This window comes from Streptococcus sp. 121 (assembly GCF_016458205.1).
In the GTDB taxonomy this organism is placed as follows: Bacteria; Bacillota; Bacilli; order Lactobacillales; family Streptococcaceae; genus Streptococcus.
In genome coordinates this window covers 36,234-56,174 of the sequence record NZ_JAEMED010000007.1, presented here as the reverse complement: position 1 = coordinate 56,174, position 19,941 = coordinate 36,234, and the positions used below count along the sequence as shown (strand labels likewise).

18 protein-coding genes are annotated in these 19,941 nt (G+C 41.4%); 7 read left to right on the top strand and 11 right to left on the bottom strand.

The annotated features are described in order from the left end of the window. The first annotated feature begins 45 nt into the window (after positions 1-45). From JEQ21_RS02485 to JEQ21_RS02460, 6 genes are all read left to right on the top strand, one after another. On the top strand, positions 46-1,023 hold the full coding sequence (locus JEQ21_RS02485; protein WP_199363825.1) for a ribose-phosphate diphosphokinase: 978 nt from the start codon (positions 46-48) through the stop codon (positions 1,021-1,023). Then, positions 1,020-2,135 carry a cysteine desulfurase family protein gene (locus JEQ21_RS02480; protein ID WP_199363824.1) on the top strand — a complete coding sequence of 372 codons (1,116 nt, stop codon included), beginning with the start codon at positions 1,020-1,022 and terminating at the stop codon, positions 2,133-2,135. The genes JEQ21_RS02485 and JEQ21_RS02480 overlap by 4 nt, the downstream gene beginning before the upstream one ends. After that, the gene (locus JEQ21_RS02475) at positions 2,135-2,482 is read left to right on the top strand and encodes a DUF1831 domain-containing protein (RefSeq protein ID WP_199363823.1); all 348 of its coding nucleotides are present in this window, start codon (positions 2,135-2,137) and stop codon (positions 2,480-2,482) included. Before JEQ21_RS02480 ends, JEQ21_RS02475 begins: the two co-directional genes overlap by 1 nt. Positions 2,483-2,552: 70 nt before the next feature. Then, on the top strand, positions 2,553-2,768 hold the full coding sequence (locus JEQ21_RS02470) for a DUF4649 family protein (protein WP_196092199.1): 216 nt from the start codon (positions 2,553-2,555) through the stop codon (positions 2,766-2,768). A gap of 238 nt (positions 2,769-3,006) precedes the next feature. Further along, on the top strand, positions 3,007-4,782 hold the full coding sequence (gene spxB / locus JEQ21_RS02465) for a pyruvate oxidase (RefSeq protein WP_199363822.1): 1,776 nt from the start codon (positions 3,007-3,009) through the stop codon (positions 4,780-4,782). A 138-nt stretch (positions 4,783-4,920) separates the two neighbouring features. Beyond that, positions 4,921-5,568: a redox-sensing transcriptional repressor Rex gene (locus tag JEQ21_RS02460; RefSeq protein ID WP_196092191.1), complete on the top strand. Its 648-nt coding sequence runs from the start codon at positions 4,921-4,923 to the stop codon at positions 5,566-5,568. Between the two features lie 98 nt (positions 5,569-5,666). On the opposite strand, the gene radC is transcribed toward JEQ21_RS02460, so the two are convergent. The 5 genes from radC to lctO form a co-directional block, all read right to left on the bottom strand. Then, on the bottom strand, positions 5,667-6,365 hold the full coding sequence (radC, locus tag JEQ21_RS02455; RefSeq protein WP_199363821.1) for a RadC family protein: 699 nt from the start codon (positions 6,363-6,365) through the stop codon (positions 5,667-5,669). A 68-nt stretch (positions 6,366-6,433) separates the two neighbouring features. Then, positions 6,434-7,846, bottom strand: coding sequence for an HlyD family secretion protein (locus JEQ21_RS02450; RefSeq protein ID WP_199363820.1), 1,413 nt, complete (start codon positions 7,844-7,846; stop codon positions 6,434-6,436). A 59-nt stretch (positions 7,847-7,905) separates the two neighbouring features. Then, positions 7,906-8,640 (bottom strand): class A sortase, encoded by a 735-nt coding sequence (locus JEQ21_RS02445; protein WP_196967156.1) that lies wholly within the window; start codon positions 8,638-8,640, stop codon positions 7,906-7,908. Beyond that, entirely contained in the window at positions 8,627-11,080 is a 2,454-nt protein-coding gene (gyrA, locus tag JEQ21_RS02440; RefSeq protein ID WP_199363819.1) for a DNA gyrase subunit A, read from the bottom strand. Before gyrA ends, JEQ21_RS02445 begins: the two co-directional genes overlap by 14 nt. 382 nt (positions 11,081-11,462) lie before the next feature. Then, positions 11,463-12,599, bottom strand: a complete 1,137-nt coding sequence (gene lctO, locus JEQ21_RS02435; RefSeq protein WP_199363818.1) for an L-lactate oxidase — start codon at positions 12,597-12,599, stop codon at positions 11,463-11,465. Between the two features lie 238 nt (positions 12,600-12,837). Here lctO and JEQ21_RS02430 point away from each other — a divergent pair, with 238 nt between their 5' ends. Then, positions 12,838-13,818, top strand: coding sequence for an L-lactate dehydrogenase (locus JEQ21_RS02430; RefSeq protein WP_199363817.1), 981 nt, complete (start codon positions 12,838-12,840; stop codon positions 13,816-13,818). Positions 13,819-13,982: 164 nt separating this feature from the next. On the opposite strand, the gene JEQ21_RS02425 is transcribed toward JEQ21_RS02430, so the two are convergent. The 6 genes from JEQ21_RS02425 to yihA all read right to left on the bottom strand — a co-directional run bounded on the left by JEQ21_RS02425 (position 13,983) and on the right by yihA (position 19,709). Further along, positions 13,983-15,053 (bottom strand): ABC transporter substrate-binding protein, encoded by a 1,071-nt coding sequence (locus tag JEQ21_RS02425; RefSeq protein WP_199363816.1) that lies wholly within the window; start codon positions 15,051-15,053, stop codon positions 13,983-13,985. Then, positions 15,050-15,823, bottom strand: a complete 774-nt coding sequence (locus JEQ21_RS02420; protein ID WP_199363815.1) for an ABC transporter permease — start codon at positions 15,821-15,823, stop codon at positions 15,050-15,052. The genes JEQ21_RS02425 and JEQ21_RS02420 overlap by 4 nt, the downstream gene beginning before the upstream one ends. Continuing rightward, on the bottom strand, positions 15,820-16,626 hold the full coding sequence (locus JEQ21_RS02415; protein ID WP_199363814.1) for an ABC transporter permease: 807 nt from the start codon (positions 16,624-16,626) through the stop codon (positions 15,820-15,822). The genes JEQ21_RS02420 and JEQ21_RS02415 overlap by 4 nt, the downstream gene beginning before the upstream one ends. Then, positions 16,607-17,764: an ABC transporter ATP-binding protein gene (locus tag JEQ21_RS02410; RefSeq protein WP_199363813.1), complete on the bottom strand. Its 1,158-nt coding sequence runs from the start codon at positions 17,762-17,764 to the stop codon at positions 16,607-16,609. Before JEQ21_RS02410 ends, JEQ21_RS02415 begins: the two co-directional genes overlap by 20 nt. Continuing rightward, positions 17,761-18,666 carry a UDP-N-acetylmuramate dehydrogenase gene (murB, locus tag JEQ21_RS02405; protein WP_199363812.1) on the bottom strand — a complete coding sequence of 302 codons (906 nt, stop codon included), beginning with the start codon at positions 18,664-18,666 and terminating at the stop codon, positions 17,761-17,763. The genes JEQ21_RS02410 and murB overlap by 4 nt, the downstream gene beginning before the upstream one ends. Before the next feature lie 455 nt (positions 18,667-19,121). Then, positions 19,122-19,709: a ribosome biogenesis GTP-binding protein YihA/YsxC gene (gene yihA, locus JEQ21_RS02400; RefSeq protein ID WP_199363811.1), complete on the bottom strand. Its 588-nt coding sequence runs from the start codon at positions 19,707-19,709 to the stop codon at positions 19,122-19,124. Positions 19,710-19,941: the final 232 nt, after the last annotated feature.

Below are 19,941 nucleotides of genomic sequence, written 5' to 3'. Positions count from 1 at the left end.
ATTTGATAAAATAGAAAGAAATAACAAAAGGAGTTCATCCCATCCATGATTGCGACACAAACCGACAAACAGCAAATGAAAATCTTTTCACTAAATTCTAATCCAGAAATTGCAGAACGTATTTCTAAAGAAACAGGAGTCCCACTCGGAAAACTCTCCTCCCGTCAATTCTCGGATGGTGAGATTCAGATCAATATCGAGGAAAGTGTTCGTGGTTTTGATATTTACATCATTCAATCTACCAGCTATCCCGTAAACAACCATTTAATGGAATTACTAATCATGATCGATGCCTGCAAACGGGCTAGTGCCAACTCCATTAACGTTGTAATGCCCTACTTCGGTTATGCGCGCCAAGACCGTACTGCCGCTCCACGCGAACCAATCACAGCAAAGCTAGTAGCCAACATGTTGGTGAAAGCGGGTGTTACTCGACTTTTGACCTTGGATCTGCATGCGGTGCAGGTACAAGGCTTCTTCAACATCCCTGTCGATAATCTTTTCACCATTCCACTCTTTGCCCAACACTATTTTGATAAAGACTTGTGCCAGGAAGATGTAGTTGTTGTCAGCCCTAAAAACTCTGGCGTCAAACGAGCACGCCAACTAGCGGAACTCTTGGACTTACCAATCGCTATTATTGACTATGCTCAAGATGATGCGGATCGTGAGGAAGGTTATGTCATCGGTGATGTTGCTGGAAAACGTGTCATCATGATTGATGATATTCTAAATACTGGTAAAACGTTCTCCGAAGCTGCTAAAATCCTAACAAATGAGGGAGCTACTGAAATCTACGCAGCAGCTAGCCACGGTTTATTCGCTGGGCAAGCTACTGAACTCTTGAACCAAGCGAACATTAAAGAAATTGTCGTGACCGATTCTGTTGCCACCAAGCAAGCTATCCCAGACAACACCTTGCGCCTATCTGCCAGCAAGTTAATGGGGGATGCGATTATCCGAATTCAAGAACGTAAACCTGTCAGTCCCCTCTTTGATTTCCATAAAGAGGAAGCAAAATGATTTATTTAGACAATGCTGCCACCACCAAGATCAGCCCCAAAGCTATGACGACTATGGTGGAAATCATGCAAGAACATTATGGCAACCCCTCCAGCACTCATGGCTTGGGTCGGGATGCTCGCAAATATTTACGCCAGGCGCGTGAATTGATTGCTCACCACCTAGAGGTTCCAACAGACCAGATTATCTTCACCTCTGGTGGAACAGAAGCTAATAATCTAGCCATCCTGTCCTATGCTTTGAATCATCAAGAGCAAGGCAAGCACCTCATTACCACTGCTATTGAACACCATTCTGTGTTAGAGGTCTTTCACAAGCTTGAAACAGAGCATGGCTTTGAAGTTACCTACCTCCAACCAAGAGGGGGGAACTTTCTTGTTGAAGATTTCCAATCCGTCTTACGTGAGGATACTCTTTTAGTCTCCATGATGGCTGCGAATAACGAGACCGGCTCTCTTCTTCCAATTGCCCAAATTGGACGCATCCTTCAAGAACATCAGGCCGCCTTTCACGTAGATGCCGTTCAACTGATGGGAAAAAGGCCCATCCATCCCCAAGAACTTGGGATAGACTTCCTGACTGCCTCCGCCCACAAGTTTCATGGGCCTAAAGGGGTCGGTTTCCTCTACACCAGTATGCCCAAGCTAAAAGGCTTGATCCTTGGAGGAACGCAAGAGAATAAACACCGCGCTGGAACTGAAAACCTTCCAGCCATTGTCGCTATGGCTACCGCCCTAGATGAAGGCTTGGAAAATTGGGAGCAAAAAGAAGAACAGATCCAAGAATTAAGAACCGCTCTTTTAACCCATTTACCTGAATCGGTTTCCCTCAATGAGACTGGTCTCCAGCTGCCCCATGTCCTTAGTCTCATGGTTCCACAAGTCGGAAAAGATAGTTTACTTCTACAACTAGACTTGGCTGGAATTGCAGTGTCTGGCGGATCTGCCTGTACCGCGGGAACCTTGGAGCCTAGTCATGTTATTGCTGCCTATTATCCAGACCAAACGGATCGCATTCATCATACCATCCGAGTTAGTCTTTCGGATGAGACCAGCTTGGAAGAGATTCTGGCCTTTAGCCAAACACTCAAGAAAATAATTGGAGGATCATGATGGCCTTTTCAACTAGTGTTCATTTACCAAATTCCCCTTATCGTTACCACATTGATCAAGGGATCAAAAAATACACCTTACGTGATACAACCTTCACACAGAACAAAGTGGGAAATTACGAATTGCAACGTCTCCTAGAGGAAGTTCCCAATAGTGGACAAGGATTCCTTGTAAAAATTGCCGTAAAAGAAGATCTGTCGGCCTTCCGTTTAACGATTACAGACGCTTCTGGTCTTCATCAAGTCAATATTTTTCAAGACAACGTTAGCCCGGTTTATCGAGAAAAATTTTTCTTTCTGATGGATAGCTTGGTTGACCGGAAGGTCTTCTCTAAAGAAGAGGTTTGAGCACTTTCGATCCCAGTTTTAATTTTTTGTGTTACAATTAACACAAGAGAAAAAAAGGAGACGAATCATTATGTATGAACTTCATTACACGGACTCTTATAAAGTGGACCGCAGTCTAACTTTTGAAAAATACAGTGACTTAACCCGTCAATTTTCAGGCTGCTTGGCTATCCCAGATTACTTGAAAGTCACTTCTTTTACACTAAACGGCCAAGATCTTGGATTTCAAGGAACACTTGGAGATGTGTATCTCTTTATAACAGCAGATACTTTTCCAAAAGAATAATAGATAAAACCAGTTCTAAGCGGAACTGGTTTTTGCTTAGATTCCAGTTGTAATCACCATTGAAATCGAAAGTTTTATGAAAAAATTTGACCTTGTTTAATTTTTTTTAGAATAATTCTCAAATTATGAGCAGATTGTTTTTCTTGGTGAACGAACTGTGGTATAATTTGTTTGTAATACTAGTTAAGCGTTTCCATTAATTAGTTTATGATTTTTATTTCAAAGGAGATTTGTCACTATGACTAAAATCACTGCATCTGCTGCTATGCTTAATGTATTGAAGACTTGGGGTGTAGATACAATCTACGGTATTCCTTCTGGTACCTTGAGTTCTTTGATGGATGCTCTTGCAGAAGATAAAGATATCAACTTCTTGCAAGTTCGCCATGAAGAAACTGGAGCTCTTGCAGCACTCATGCAAGCTAAATTCGGTGGATCAATCGGTGTCTGTGTGGGTTCAGGTGGACCTGGTGCAACTCACTTGATTAACGGTATCTACGATGCCGCAATGGATGCAACTCCAATGTTGGCGATCCTTGGATCTCGTCCAGTTAACGAATTGAACATGGATGCCTTCCAAGAGTTGAATCAAAACCCGATGTACAATGGCGTAGCAGTTTACAACAAACGCGTTGCCTATGCAGCTCAATTGCCAAAAGTAATTGACGAAGCTTGCCGTGCAGCTATCGCTAAAAAAGGGCCTGCTGTTGTTGAGATCCCTGTTAACTTTGGTTTCGAGGAAATCGATGCAGATTCTTACTATGGATCAGGAACTTACGACCGTACTTTCGTTGCTCCAGCTTTGAACCAAACTGAGATCGATAAAGCGGTTGAAATCCTTAACAATGCTAAACGCCCCGTTATCTACGCTGGATTTGGTGGTGTTGGTGCCGGTGATGTAATCACTGAACTTTCTCGTAAAATCAAAGCTCCTATCGTAACAACTGGTAAAAACTTCGAAGCCTTTGAATGGGATTACGAAGGATTGACTGGTTCTGCTTACCGTGTAGGTTGGAAGTCTGCCAACGAAGTAATCTTCGAAGCTGATACAGTCCTCTTCTTAGGAAGCAACTTCCCATTCTCAGAAGTTTACAATACTTTCAAAAATATCGAGAACTTCATCCAAGTTGATATCGATCCATACAAACTTGGTAAACGTCATGCATTGGATGCATCCATTCTTGGTGATGTAAAAGAAGCTGCTCAAGCTATCCTTGATAAGGTTAACCCAGTTGAATCAACTCCATGGTGGAGAGCTGTTGTGAAAAACAACCAAAACTGGCGTGATTACATGAACAAATTGGAAGGCAAAACTGAAGGCGAACTTCAATTGTACCAAGTTTACAATGCCATCAACAAATATGCTGACCAAGATGCAATCTACTCTATCGACGTAGGTAACTCAACTCAAACTTCTACTCGTCACCTACACATGACTCCTAAGAACATGTGGCGCACTTCTCCACTCTTTGCAACAATGGGTATCGCTCTTCCTGGTGGTATTGCTGCTAAGAAAGACAATCCAGATCGCCAAGTTTGGAACATCATGGGTGATGGTGCCTTCGGTATGTGCTACCCAGACGTTATTACCAACGTTCAATATAACCTTCCAGTTATCAACGTTGTCTTCTCTAACGCTGAGTATGCCTTCATTAAGAACAAATACGAAGATACAAACAAACACTTGTTTGGTGTAGACTTCACAAACCCAGACTACAAGATGATTGCTGAAGCTCAAGGAGCTGTTGGTTTCCGTGTTGACCGTATCGAAGAAATCGATGCTGTTATGAAAGAAGCTGTTGAATTGAATAAAGCTGGTAAGACTGTTGTGATTGATGCTCGTATCACTCAAGATCGTCCAATCCCAGTTGAAGCACCAGAACTTCGTTTGGATCCAAAAGCTTACTCTGCTGAAGAAATTGCAGCTTACAAAGAGAAATACGAAGCTGAAGAGCTTGTACCATTCCGTCTCTTCCTTGAAGAAGAAGGTTTGGAATCTCGCAATTATAAATAATTGTCGCACTAAAGGTTGGGATTTAAAGCCCAGCCTTTTCTTCTCCTATTTTTGTAAGTGGATTCATTGATTTTTAGCATTATTTGCCTTATAATATAATTAATTCACAAACTCAGGAGAAAGGAAGGGATACGGATTATGGAAGTGAGAAATCAACCAATCCCACGTGCAACTGCCAAGCGCTTATCTCTTTACTATCGAATTTTTAAGCGTTTCAATGCTGAAAAAATCGAAAAAGCGAGTTCCAAACAGATTGCTGAAGCCATCGGAATTGACGCTGCTACAGTTCGTCGCGATTTTTCTTACTTTGGAGAATTAGGGAGACGTGGTTTTGGCTATGATGTCAAAAAACTAATGACCTTCTTTGCAGACCTCTTAAATGACAATAACATAACCTATGTGGCCTTAGTCGGTGTTGGAAATATGGGTAAAGCCCTTCTCCACTATCGTTTCGAAGAACGCAATAAAATGAAAATTGTCATGGCCTTTGATCGGGATGAACATGAGGCTGTTGGGACAGTTACTGACGATGGTATTCCCATTTACCCGATCTCGCAACTGCAAGAAAAAATAGTAGATTCTGAAGTCAGAACAGCTATCCTAACAGTTCCAAGTGTGAAAGCTCAGGAAGTTACTAACCAATTGGTTGAGACAGGGATTAAAGGAATACTAAGTTTTTCTCCTGTTAATCTTTCTGTTCCCAAAGATGTGGTTGTTCAATATGTGGATTTAACAAGCGAACTTCAAACCCTTCTCTACTTTATGAATCGTGAGGATAATCAATAGATGAATCTGAAACAGTTTCAACTATTTTAAATAAAATCAATAAATAAGCCAGGTCGTTTTGATTGCACATATCATTTCGATCTGGCTTTTCTTGATCATCATTCAACCTCAAGAATTCTTGCAAGTCTATCTTCTTCCCGATAAGAGAAATAGGAATCTTGGGTTACAATTAAATGATCTAGTAAGTGGATGCCTAAGGTGGCAGCGGCTTCAGATACAATTTTAGTGACTCGATCATCATTAGGGCTAGGTTTAAGAGAACCAGAAGGATGATTGTGAACAATGATTAAGGAAGTTGCCATATGCTTAACGGCATAGTGAAGAATCTCTCGAGGTTCCGCCAAACTACGGCTAACAGATCCAATAAAAATAGTTCGTTCTTCTAAGATTTGATTTTGTGTATCCAAATAAATCGCCAGCAAGTGTTCTTGGCGTAATGGACCAATTTCCTTGACCAAACGTTGACCTAGTTGCCGACTAGATAAAATGCTCTTTTCTTTTTTCAGTTTGGCCTGATCAATTCGTTTTCCAAGCTCTACCATAGCTTTAAGTTCAATGGCTTTCACACGTCCAACACCAGGAATCTCCTGAAGTTCACTGAGGGTCAAGTAACGCAATTCTGCTAGACTTTGAATATGCTTGAGTAAAATTTGCGCTACTTCTAAAGAGGAACGACCTTTTAAACCTGTTCGTAATAAAATAGCTAAGAGTTCCTGATTGCTCAATTGCTCTGCCCCTTCCTCTAAGAGTCTTTCTCTTGGTAGGAGTGACGGTTGCGTTTTTTTAATATGGTACATCACTTTTCACCTCCAATTATATATTCGAAAAAGACCAGATGGTGCTCCATCTGGTCTTTGCTTTTCCATTAAGATTCAATTTTATTTCCGTATTCAGTTACGGTCGAAGAGTCTAAAGGAAAATGGACGGGTCTTAGTACCCATTTGTCATCTCCTATTGGCCCAAATCGGGTTGAAAGAGTTGATTGGAAGAGGTTATCGGCTACTGTCACATAACCGACTTTGGAAGAGTGTTGCCCGACAGTTGCTCCATAGGCGATAATCTTTCCAGCATTGTCTTTATAGGGTAGGAAGGAATTATTACGAATGGTAATCCCACTAGACAAAACTGTCTCCACGTTATTGGCCGCATAGTTAGGATCGGTATTCCGTAAATAGTAACCATCCCAAACACCACTATTGTTGCTAGCATCGACCTGAATCGCTTCAGCATAGATTTTGTGATAATCTCCATCTTCCGGTAAATTGCTCAAATTTGTCAAATTAGGGGCATAGCCAGAAAAGGTGTTACCAGTAAACTCCGCATATTGAACACCACCCAGGTCAAAAATATGGCTACTCATTTTGTGGACCATGGTAAATTCGTTGTTGCGAACCCGCCAATTGTACCCATGATTGGCCATCAACATAAATTGATTGCCATTTTCAAGATCCTTGGCACGAATATGAAGATTTTCCATAATAAAATTACTGAGACCTTCTGTTCCCCCAGGACCAGTCGCAAATCCAAACCAGAACATGCCACCATCAACGACCAGTGTTGTCTCATTCCCTCGTAGCTGCACATTTGAGGGCAAGGTAAAGTAATCCTTGGGCGGATCATCCACCCCCATTTGGAACTCCCCTTCTGGGAAATCTAAAATCGTAAAGGCATTGTCGCTTGCTTTTTCAAGAGCCTGTCGGAAAATAACATTGTTCTCTTCGCGACTATTCTCCGTTTTTAAATCAACCATCAGTGTCGTCTTCAATTCATCTTCCTTGATATCATAAACCCTACCAAGATTTTCAACGGATGCCTCGTAGACAATTTGATTCCCTACACGATTAATTTTTGTAATTTCTCCGCTCCCCTCGAGATTCGAAGATGGAGCTAAATCCGCCTGATCTCCCAATTGGTAAAGAGTCGCATAGCCCTCCAATTGGTCCTCAGGAATCTGATCGCGATGAACTCCTAGTTCTAGTTCTATCTCATAGACAAAGCCTCCTTCCTTCGTCTCAGAGCTCTTTAGGACACGCCCGATAATCTCCTCATCCTCTATTCGGTAGAGAACCTGATCTCCCTTTCCATAGCGAGGTTGAGCCTTTTCTTTTGGTTGAAAAAAAGAAAGAAACGGTGCGATAAAGCTATTTTTTCCTTTTTCCAAAAAGTCTAGACTGAAAAAGAGAGTCAATAAAAGTGCCAATATACCGAAGAGGATTCCTAGATTTCGTCGTTCTTTACGACGTCGTTCGATAATCTTACTTTGATAATCTGAACTCACGGTTCTATTCCTTCCTATTAGAAAAAGGTCTGGAACAAACTGTCCCAAACCTTGGACGATTACAATTGCATTTGATTGTATTGACTTTCAAAGGCTTTCAGAACTTCGGAATCTGTGCTGTTAAAGTCAGATTCATCTGTTAAATCAGCCTTAACAATGGTCCGATAGGTTGCTGCCGCATCTTCACAAGTAACCAAAGTCAATTCATTGACCCCTTCAGTATCTTGAATCACATCAATACGGTCTGGAGTAACGGTCTCAACACTCTTAACGGTATAAGTATATACCTTGTCTTTATCTGTCAAATAGATTTTCATTCCGTTTTGAGCATGCTCCAAGGGTGAGAAAAGCATTTGATTTGCTCCAGTAATCCCAAAGACATGGTGACTAGCTAGAGAGTAATTCCCTTTCCCCATCACTTGATTTTCTTTCATGGTACCGGCACCGTAGTAGAGAACTTCGTTAGCCAAACCTTTGAAAATAGGGAGGTTCAAATTCAATTCTGGAATGGCAATTCCCCCAATAACCGGTAAGTCTTGCTGGTTCATTTGAGCCTCTAGAACCCGCTCTGTTGAGAGAGCTTCAACACTTTGGAAATCAAAATTAGCTTCTGCTTCCTTGTTTTCCTCAATTTTTTCTTTGGAAACTTTAGCGACTTGGTATTGGTTGGTATGGTAGACCATAATCATATTCCGAATGGAACTATTAAAAATTAATCCAAGTGCCACAATAAAGAGGATTCCTGCAAGCAGGTAACGTGGCCAATTTCTCGTTTTCTTTTTATTCTTCGCCATCTTTTATATCTTCTTTCATTTCTGCATCTATATTTGTAAAGGTTACGATTCGAGAGTTATCTGTCAAACGCATGATCTTGACACCTTGAGCGGCCCGACCAAAACGGCTAATATCTGCAACATGGGTCCGAATCACAACTCCTTTATCCGTCATAACCATTAAATCGTGGTCTTCATTGACTGTTTTAAGACCAACAAGAGGACCATTTTTCTCAGTAATTTTAGCCAAGATCATTCCTTTACCGCCACGATTTTTAGTTGGGAATTCTTTAGCGGTTGTCCGTTTCCCATAACCTAATTCTGTGATCACCACAAGGTCATCTTCATCCGTTACAATGCAGGCACCTACAACCTGATCTTGGTCGCGGAGACTAACCCCTTTAACACCGGCTGCCACCCGACTGAGCGGACGCAAGCTGTTTTCCTTAAAACGTACCGCGTAGCCATAGCGTGTACCAATTAGAATTTCGGACTCGCCATCTGTGAGAAGGACATTAATCAATTCATCCTCATCTCGAAGTTTCAAGGCCAACAATCCATTTTGACGAATGTTTTGGAAGGCTGAAATCGGAACCCGTTTCACCACACCAGACTTGGTGGTAAAGAAGAAGAATCCGCTGTCCTCCTGCTCTTTGGTCACATTCATCAAGGTTTGGATGCTTTCGCCTTCGTCTAATTTCAGGAGGTTGATAATTGGCAAGCCTTTCGCAGTCCGACCATATTCAGGAATTTCATAGCCCTTCAACCGATACACACGACCTCGATTGGTAAAGAATAGGAGATAATCGTGTGTGCTCGTGGATACCAACTGACTAACAAAATCGTCATCTTTGACGCCGGTACCTTGGACACCACGTCCGCCACGTTTTTGAGCAGTAAATTCAGACTGGTCCAAACGCTTGATGTAGCCCTTATTTGAAAGGGTAATCAAGACATCACTTTCTTCGATTAAATCTTCATCTTCAAGGCTAAGGATTTCTCCCACCATTAATTCTGTTCGACGAGGATCTGCGTACTTCTGTTTGATCTCATCCAACTCTTCTTGAATAATCTGTTTCACACGTTCTGGTTTAGCGAGGATATCCGCCAAATCTGCAATCAATTCCAAGAGTTGGTCGTATTCAGATTGAATCTTATCTCGTTCCAGTCCTGTCAACCGACGGAGACGCATATCCAAGATGGCTTGACTTTGCCGCTCAGATAATTGGAAACGTTCCATTAACTCAGCTTGAGCTTGGGCATCTGTCTCGCTGTTTCGGATGATTTGAATGACTTCATCAATATGGTCTAGCGCGATTAAGAGACCTTCTAAAATGTGGGCTCTCGCTTCTGCTTTTTCTTTCTCAAAACGAGTACGGCGAACCACAACATCAGTCTGATGCTCAATGTAAGCACCGAGAATCTCACGAAGAGAGAGAATTTTTGGCACACCATTGTGAATCGCAAGCATATTAAAGGAAAAATTGGTCTGCATTTGGGTCAGCTTAAATAGATTATTCAAGATGACGGTCGCAGAAGCATCTCTCCGAATCTCAATGACAAAACGAACGCCTTCTCGGTTGGACTCATCTCGAACAGCAGTAATGCCGTCAATTCTCTTCTCTTGGACAAGTTTTACAATATGCTCTTGAACTTTAGACTTATTAACCATGTAGGGGAACTCGGTAACCACAATCCGTTCCCGGCCAGACTTAGTTTCTTCAATTTCAGTTCGAGATCGAAGAACAATGGAGCCTTTACCCGTTTCATAGGCACGGTGAATCCCTGAGCGTCCCATTACAAGGGCGCCAGTCGGAAAATCAGGACCAGGTAATACCTCCATCAATTCCCGTGTGGTTGCCTCTGGATGATCCATGAGCAACTTAACCGCGTCAATCGACTCACCCAGATTGTGAGGAGGAATGTTCGTAGCCATCCCAACCGCGATACCCGTTGCACCATTTACCAAGAGATTTGGAAAACGAGATGGTAGGATGGCTGGCTCCATTTCACTTCCATCATAATTGGGCACAAAGTCAACCGTATCCTTATTGATATCCCGTAGTAACTCTAGAGCAATTTTACTCATTCGAGCTTCGGTGTACCGCTGAGCCGCCGCTCCATCACCATCCATGGAACCAAAATTTCCGTGTCCATCGACTAGCATATGGCGGTAGGACCACCACTGAGCCATCCGTACCATAGCCTCATAAATCGAAGAGTCCCCGTGTGGATGGTATTTACCCATAACATCCCCTGTAATACGAGCGGACTTCTTATGAGGCTTGTCCGGGCTTACTCCCAAATCATACATTCCGTAAAGAATACGGCGATGAACAGGTTTCAAACCGTCTCGAACATCGGGTAAAGCTCGAGACACGATAACACTCATGGCATAGTCAATAAAACTCGACTTCATTTCTTTTGTTAAATTTACATCTACAAGGTGTTTATCCTGCATTTCCAATGCCTTTCTCTACACAATAGTACTTATAATTATACCAAAAAAAAGCTAAAAAAGCACGTGGTGCTTTGGCTTCAGCTTTCTAAACTTAAAAATAAAAGGAAGAGGTTGTTTGCTTGAAAGAAGGAGTTTTAACATAAATTTATCCATGTGTCGTTGTTTGAAGCAAGAAAAAGAGGTTGAGACAAAAAGTCTCAACCTTTCTATTTTAGTTAGTAAAATCACTAGGACGCAGTGGTCGATTGGTGTTTTCGTTCACCTTAATTGAGAGAACATTTCATGTTCTCTTATCCAGATACTCAAAAGGGTCAATTCCTGACTCTTTGACCTCCGAAAGTAACCTAATCAACTGTGCGGAGGTGGAACTACGAACTAAATGTTAATACAATTTCAAATCACGGGAATCCACTGGGAAACTTGGGTTGTATGGATTGTGGCGAAGTTTTGTGTTTTTCACATCTTCAATAGTTTGAGCACCTGCTAACTGCATAACTGTTTTTAATTCGTTATTGATATGCTCAAAGACTTGACGAACCCCAACGCTTCCTCCTAGACTAAGTCCATAGATAACTGGACGGCCAATTGCTACTAGATCAGCACCTGAAGCTAAAGCCTTAAACACGTGTTGACCACGACGTACACCAGAGTCGAAGACAATTGGCACACGTCTATCAACTGCTTCTGCCACTTCTTGTAGAGAATCAAAGGAAGCTGGACCACCGTCAATTTGTCGACCACCGTGGTTGGTTACCCAAATACCAGATGCACCTGCACCTAGAGAACGTTCTACATCCTCTTTACATTGTGGGCCTTTTACATAAACAGGTAGGCCTGAATATTCCGCAATAAACTCTACATCTCTTGGAGATAGTTTTTGTTTAGCAGACTCATAAACAAAATCCATTGTTTTACCAGCTCCATCTGGTAAATACTCCTCAACGATTGGCATGCCCACTGGGAAAACAAAGCCATTTCGCTTGTCTACTTCACGGTTTCCACCAACAGTCGCATCGGCCGTCAAGACAATGGCTTTATACCCTTCGGCTTTCACTCGATCCATGATGTGACGGTTAATGCCATCATCTTTGCTAAAGTAGAATTGGAACCAGTGAGGACTACCATTCAAGGCTTGTGTAATTTCTGGCAAGTCTGTTGTTGAGTAAGAACTGGTTGTAAAGAGAGAACCAAATTCATGCACACCTTTAGCGGTTGCAACTTCACCTTGCTCGTTAGCCAATTTATGAGCTGCAACAGGCGCCATGATAATTGGAGAAGTCAACTTATCTCCATAGATTTCCACTTCAGTTGAAGGATTCTCAACGTTCATCAAAGTTTGTGGAACAATTAGTTTATGGTTGAATGCACGGATGTTTTCCCTTAAAGTAAAGGTATCCTCAGCACCGCTGGCAATATAGCCAAAAGCTGCTTTCGGAATAACCTTTTGAGCCATTGGCTCTAAGTCATAGGTATTAATAAAATCAACAGGTCCTTCTGCATTACTAGTTTTGAAAACCATAGCAAATCCTCCTTGGTTTGAATGAGTATTTATCCTGTTAACCATTCCAACTTGGCTAACCAATAGTATTATACCACCAACTGAATCCGCTTCCAATTTATATGCTCAAATTTCACAAAAAATTATAGTCTAAAGCGTTTACATTTTGTCACCCTATCGACAAAAAGCATTTTAGGTGGTAGAATGAACATTGTGAGAGAGGCAACTCTCTTTAAAAAGAAAAGGAGATGTTTAGATCATGACTGCTACTAAACAACACAAAAAGGTTATCCTTGTTGGTGACGGAGCCGTAGGTTCTTCATACGCATTCGCACTTGTAACACAAGGAATTGCACAAGAATTGGGTATTGTAGATATCTTTAAAGAAAAAACTCAAGGGGATGCAGAAGACTTGAGCCACGCTTTGGCCTTCACTTCACCTAAAAAAATCTACGCCGCTGATTATGCAGATGCACACGATGCTGACCTTGTTGTTTTGACTGCTGGTGCTCCACAAAAACCAGGTGAAACTCGTTTGGACTTGGTTGAGAAAAACTTGCGTATCAACAAAGAAGTTGTTACTCAAATCGTTGACTCAGGATTTAACGGTATTTTCTTGGTTGCTGCTAACCCAGTAGATATCCTTACTTATTCAACTTGGAAATTCTCAGGTTTCCCTAAAGAGCGCGTAATCGGTTCAGGTACTTCTTTGGACTCTGCTCGTTTCCGTCAAGCACTAGCTGAAAAAATCGGTATCGATGCTCGTTCTGTCCATGCCTACATCATGGGTGAGCACGGAGATTCTGAGTTTGCTGTTTGGTCACACGCTAACGTTGCCGGTGTGAAATTGGAACAATGGTTGCAAGATAACCGTGACATCGATGAGCAAGGTCTTGTTGATCTCTTTGTATCTGTTCGTGATGCAGCTTACTCTATCATCGAGAAAAAAGGGGCTACCTTCTACGGTATCGCGGTTGCCCTAGCTCGTATTACTAAGGCTATCTTGGATGATGAAAATGCAGTACTTCCACTTTCAACTTACCAAGATGGTCAATATGGAATTGATGACGTCTTCATCGGTCAACCTGCTATCGTTGGTGCACATGGTATTGTTCGTCCAGTCAACATCCCATTGAACGACCGTGAATTGCAACAAATGCAAGCATCTGCTAAACAATTGAAAGCTATCATTGAGGAAGCATTTGCTAAAGAAGAATTTGCGTCAGCAGTTCGTAACTAATCATCAGAACGATCATACCTAGTATGGTCGTTTTTTGACATCTCTTACCTTTCTATTCGAAAACGCCTCAAGAAGAAGGACACAATCCGTCTTCTTGAGGCGTTTCAGCTTATCTTTTAAAAATCCAGTCAAGACTCCCCCTAACATGATGAGAATTTCAAAACTCATTTTGGATACATTTTAAATTGTAGAAAGAGATCATTGTAGATTCCCAACCATTTAGGTCCTAGGTTTTGATAGACCTCCAGATTTTGTTTGGCTTCTTCTGATGGATAAAAGGATTGGTCTAATCGCAGTTCATCAGGTAACTCAGCCTGTGCCGTTAGGTTAGGGGTTGAATAGCCGATATATTCGGCATTCTGAAGGGCTACATCTGGCCGTAGCATAAAGTTGATAAATGCGTAAGCAGCCTCACGGTTCTTGACAGTATGCGGAATGACGATATTATCAAACCAGAGATTCGATCCCTCAGGAGGGACAACGTAATGGAGATGCTCGTTTGCATCTAACATTTGACGAGCCTCCCCAGAAAAAGTTACCCCTAGGCCCGCATTGTTCTGAATCATATACGTTTTCATCTCATCTGCCACAATAGCCTTAATATTTGGTGTTAAGCGATAGAGATGTTCTGTCGCCTGTTCCAACTCAGACATTTTTTGACTATTAATCGAAAACCCAAGAGAATTGAGACTTAAGCCCATAACCTCACGCGCACCATCAATTAACATAATTTGATTCCTGTACTCAGGTTTCCATAAATCAGTCCAATGCTGAGGCACATCCTTAATCAGTTGGTCATTGTAAACAATACCAAGAGTTCCCCAAAAATATGGAATAGAATAAGTATTTTGAGGGTCAAAGCTCTGATCCAGGAAAGATGGGTCAATGTGTTCAAGTCCCTCAATCTTACTGTGATCTAATTTCTCCAGTAATCCTTCCTGAGACATTTTCTGAATCATGTACTCACTTGGAATGGCGATGTCATAGGTTGTTCCTCCTTGTTTGACCTTGGTATACATAGCTTCGTTGGAATCAAAGGTCTCATACTGAACACGGATTCCCGTTTCTGCTGTGAATTGTTCAATGAGCTCTGGGTCAATGTAATCGCCCCAATTGTAAATCACCAAAGGCCGTTTTTGATCTTGGCTATCTTTGGGTTGAAGTTGCAGAATCATCATTCCTAGGGTTAGAAGGATTAAGCCGATTCCTGCTAAAAAGCTGATTAGCTGCTTCATTGCCCCTCCTCCTTTTGCCTAGAAATAAAATAAAAACCAATGACCAGTAAGATACTGAAAAGAAAGACCAAAGTGGATAGAGCGTTAATCTCTAGGGAAACACCTCGTCTAGCTCGAGAATAGATTTCAACAGCCAATGTCGTAAAGCCATTTCCTGTGACAAAAAAGGTGACCGCAAAGTCATCTAAAGAATAAGTGAAGGCCATGAAATAAGCTGCAATAATAGCTGGAGTTAGATAGGGAAAAAGAATTTCCCGTAATACTTGTCCTTCCGATGCCCCCAAATCATAAGCAGCGTTAATCATATCATCATTCATTTCTTGCAAGCGTGGCAAAACCATCAAGACAACAATGGGAATGGAAAAGGCTATGTGACTAAGGAGAACAGAGATAAACCCCAGTTGAAATCCAATCAACGTAAACAAAATCAAGAAACTAGCACCTGTCATTACATCCGGAGCCACCATTAAGATATTGTTAAATCCAAGGAGGCTACCTTGTAATGGCTTTTTCATTCGATGCAGAAGGATCGCCCCAAAAGTACCGATTGTCGTCGCAATACTAGATGACAAAAAGGCTAAGAAAAAGGTCTGAGCTAAAATGAGGATTAAGCGTTGATCGGAGAACAAGGTCCGAAAATGCTCCCAAGTGAACCCAGTAAAGGCATTCATATCTCCACCCTTATTGAAAGCATATAGAATGAGATAGAAAATAGGAAGATACAGGAGGGCAAATACAAGAAAAAGATAGAAATTTGCTAATTTTTTCATGCGTCTGTCCTCTCTCTCGTCAACCACATCGTCAGTAACATAGCCAAAATCAGAACAACTCCGATGGTCGATCCCATCCCCCAGTTTTCAGTGATAAGGAAATGCTGCTCAATGGCAGTCCCTAGGGTAATAACACGGTTTCCTCCAATCAAACGAGTCAGCATAAAAAGGCTAAGGCTAGGAATAAAGACCGCTTGAACACCCGAGCGAACGCCCTTCATAGACATGGGGAAAATCACCCACCAAAAGGTTTGCCAGCGACTGCCACCAAGGTCATAGGAAGCATTGATAACAGCCTTATCCAATTCATCCAAAGCATGAAAAATCGGTAAAATCATAAAAGGCAATTCGATGTAGGAACTGACCATCAAAAAAGAAAAGTCCGTAAAGAGCAGCTGCTGCGGACCAAGCCCTACAAAGGTTAAAAATTGATTAACCGCACCATCTTGGCTAAAAATCCCTAGAAAGGCATAGGCTTTTAAGAGAAGATTGATCCAAGTTGGAAGAATAATCAGTAATAACCAAAGCTCCTTGTGCTTAAGCTGGGTTAAAAAATAAGCCATGGGATAGCTGATGGCTAGCGTTAATAAGGTAATCAAACTCGCATACAAAATGGAGTTAAAGCCCATCCTCAGATAGGTAGCATTATCAGCTTGAAAAAATGTTCTGAAATTATCCAGCGAAAAAGAACCATCTATTGTAAAGAAAGATTGAAAGACAATCAAGGCTAAGGGAGCTAATACAAAGAGCAAAATCCACAGAATATAGGGGATGGAAAAGAGATTAGTGATTCTTGTCTTCATCTCGCTCCTCCTCAATCGCTTGGATTAGACCGGCCTCTTGTTCATCCATATCAACGTACTCTTCAATACGGGCATCAAACTCTTCTTCAGTTTCGTTTAAACGCATGATATGAATATCTTCGGGTTCAAAATCCAATCCGATTACTTCCCCTACGATGGCTTTTCGAGTTGAATGAATCATCCACTCATTCCCACGCTCATCATAGGCAATAATTTCATAATGAACTCCCCGGAACAATTGAGTATCTACTGTAACCTGTAATTTTCCTTCTTCTGGTAAGGTAATTCGCAAATCTTCAGGTCGGATAACAACTTCAACGGATTCACGAGGACGCATTCCTCCATCAACCGCTTCAAATCGTTGTCCATTAAACTCAACCAGGTAATCTTCAATCATCGTACCTGGAAGAATATTGGATTCGCCAATAAAACTAGCAACAAAATGGTTGATAGGCTCATCATAGATATCTACGGGTGTCCCAGACTGAACAATCTCACCTTCATTCATCACAAAAATCCAGTCACTCATGGCCAAAGCTTCTTCCTGATCATGGGTTACAAACACAAAGGTAATCCCCAAACGCTGTTGCAATTCACGCAGCTCGTACTGCATGTCAGTTCTCAGTTTTAAATCAAGGGCTGATAGTGGTTCGTCCAACAAAACAACTCGAGGTTGATTGATAATGGCGCGTGCAATGGCTACCCGCTGTCGCTGCCCACCGGACAATTTTCGAATTGACCGTTTTTCATAGCCAGACAACTGCACCATTTTTAAAACCTGGCTAACACGTGTAGCGATTTCTTCCTTCCCCACCTTGCGAACTTTAAGAGGAAAAGCCACATTGTCAAACACATTCATATGTGGGAATAAGGCGTAAGACTGAAATACCGTATGAACGTCCCGCTGATTAATGGGAACATCATTCAAACGATGGCCATCCAAAAAAATGTCTCCTGATGAGGGATCTAAGAGTCCGGCAATCATATTCAAAATCGTTGATTTTCCAGAACCAGATGCTCCAAGAAGAGTGTAAAATTTCCCCTCTTCCAGTTCAAAATTAATATCTTTTAAGACCTGGGTTCCAGTATCCTCATAGACTTTGGATACATGCCGAAATTCAATAATTGGTTGTTTCACTCGTAGTCTCCAATAATTCTAACTTCAGGCTCTAAACGTACACCTGCATGCTTTTCTACCCGTTCAATAACATCCTGAATCAGTTGCTCATAATCCGCAGCCGTCCCATCATACCGATTCACCATAAAGCCAGCATGCTTGGTCGATACTTCCACACCACCGATTCGATGTCCCTTCAAATTAGCCTCTGAGATTAATTGACCCGCAAAATATCCAGGAGGACGTTTAAAAACAGAACCACAACTTGGGTATTCCAAGGGTTGTTTCAATTCCCTTAAATGTGTCAACCGCTTCATTTCCTGTTCAATCAACTGATGGTCCCCAGGCTTCAGAGAAAACTTAGCTGAGATCACAATATCTCCAGTCCCTTGAATAGCTGAATGGCGGTACCCAAAGCGCATATCCCGATTTTCTAATGTTTTCAGTTCTCCTTCTTTGGTCAAAATCGTACAAGACTCTAAAACATGACCAATTTCACCGCCATAGGCTCCCGCATTCATGAAAACCGCTCCACCAACGCTTCCTGGAATCCCACAAGCAAATTCAAAACCTGACAGGCTATGGTGCAGGGCAACATGCGTTGTCTGAATCAAATTGGCTCCAGCTTCCGCTTCAATCATGTATCCATCCACCGTAATATGATTCAGATGGTTAAACATAATCACAAAACCACGAACTCCACCATCGCGAATAATGATGTTACTAGAGTTCCCTAACACCATCCAAGGTATCTCTTCTCGATTAGCTAATTTCACAATCCGCAACAATTCATACTTATTACGCGGAAACACCAGATAATCGACAGGTCCACCTACTTTTGTATAGGTAAATTCCTTTAAGGGATAATCAAAGCGAATATCGACTCCCTCAAGTTCTCGTTGAATCATCTCTTTACTTATCATCTTCTCATCCTTTGTTTTAGTCACCTTTCATTATACCATCTTTTCGTCTAAAAATTGACCCCATTGAAAAATAGACCAGTAATTTCAAGACATCTAATACTCAATGAAAATCAAAAATTAAACTAGCAAATGAGCCGCAGACAACTCGAATTCTCTGGGGGATGTTTTGAGCTTAAAGATATACTCTTTTAGTTTATCTTTTATTACTGTGTTAGCTCGCCTTGCCGTACTTCAGTACTGTCTACGACTCGCTGCCTTGTACTAAAAGTAAACTAAAAGACTATAAAACTTTCGAAGAAAGTTTCAAATAAGTACGGCAAAGTTGGCAAAAACTTCGTTTTTTCAACTAGAATCTCAGACAATCTACTAGACTGTCTGACCTGACAACGGTTAAATTTGATTTTCAAAGCGTATAAAAAGGTAGGGCACTGCACCCCACCTGATCACAAATGATTCTAAATTTTTGCTAGAATGGCATCCCAGGCCTGATCAATGCCATACTTTGTTTCAGATGAAAAAAGAACAAAATCATCATTTGAATCAAAGTCTAGTTTATCTTTAATCATCTTTTCATGTTTATTCCAGCGGCTTTTAGGAATTTTGTCAACCTTGGTAGCCACTAAAATAACCGGAATTTCATAATACTTAAGGAAATCATACATTTGGACATCATCTTGTGAAGGAGCATGCCTAAAATCAACAAGGCTAACAACGGCTCGCAGATTATCGCGACTTGTTAGGTACTCTTCAATCATTTTTCCCCATTTTTCCCGCTCCTTCTTCGAAACCTTGGCATATCCATAACCAGGGACATCTACAAAACGCAACTGATCGTCGATATTGAAGAAATTTAATAACTGAGTTTTTCCAGGTTTGCTAGAGGTTCGAGCTAGATTTTTACGATTGAGTATCCCATTAATAAAACTGGATTTTCCAACATTGGAGCGACCAGCCATAGCAATTTCAGGGATGTCATCCTGAGGATAGTGACTCTTATTGGTGGCACTCAATAAAAGATCCGCATTGTGGGTATTTAGTTCCATTAACTTCTCCTTAAAAAAGAGGTTGTGACCAAAGTCTCAACCTTCCTATTTTAGTTAGTATACTCTTTTAGTTTATCTTTTATTACTGTGTTAGCACGTCTTGCCGTACTTCAGTACTGTCTACGACTCGCTGCCTTGTACTAAAAGTAAACTAAAAGACTATAAAAATATTTTGACGCAGTGGTTGATCGGTGTTTTCGATCTCTTTATTGAGAGAACATTTCATGTTCTC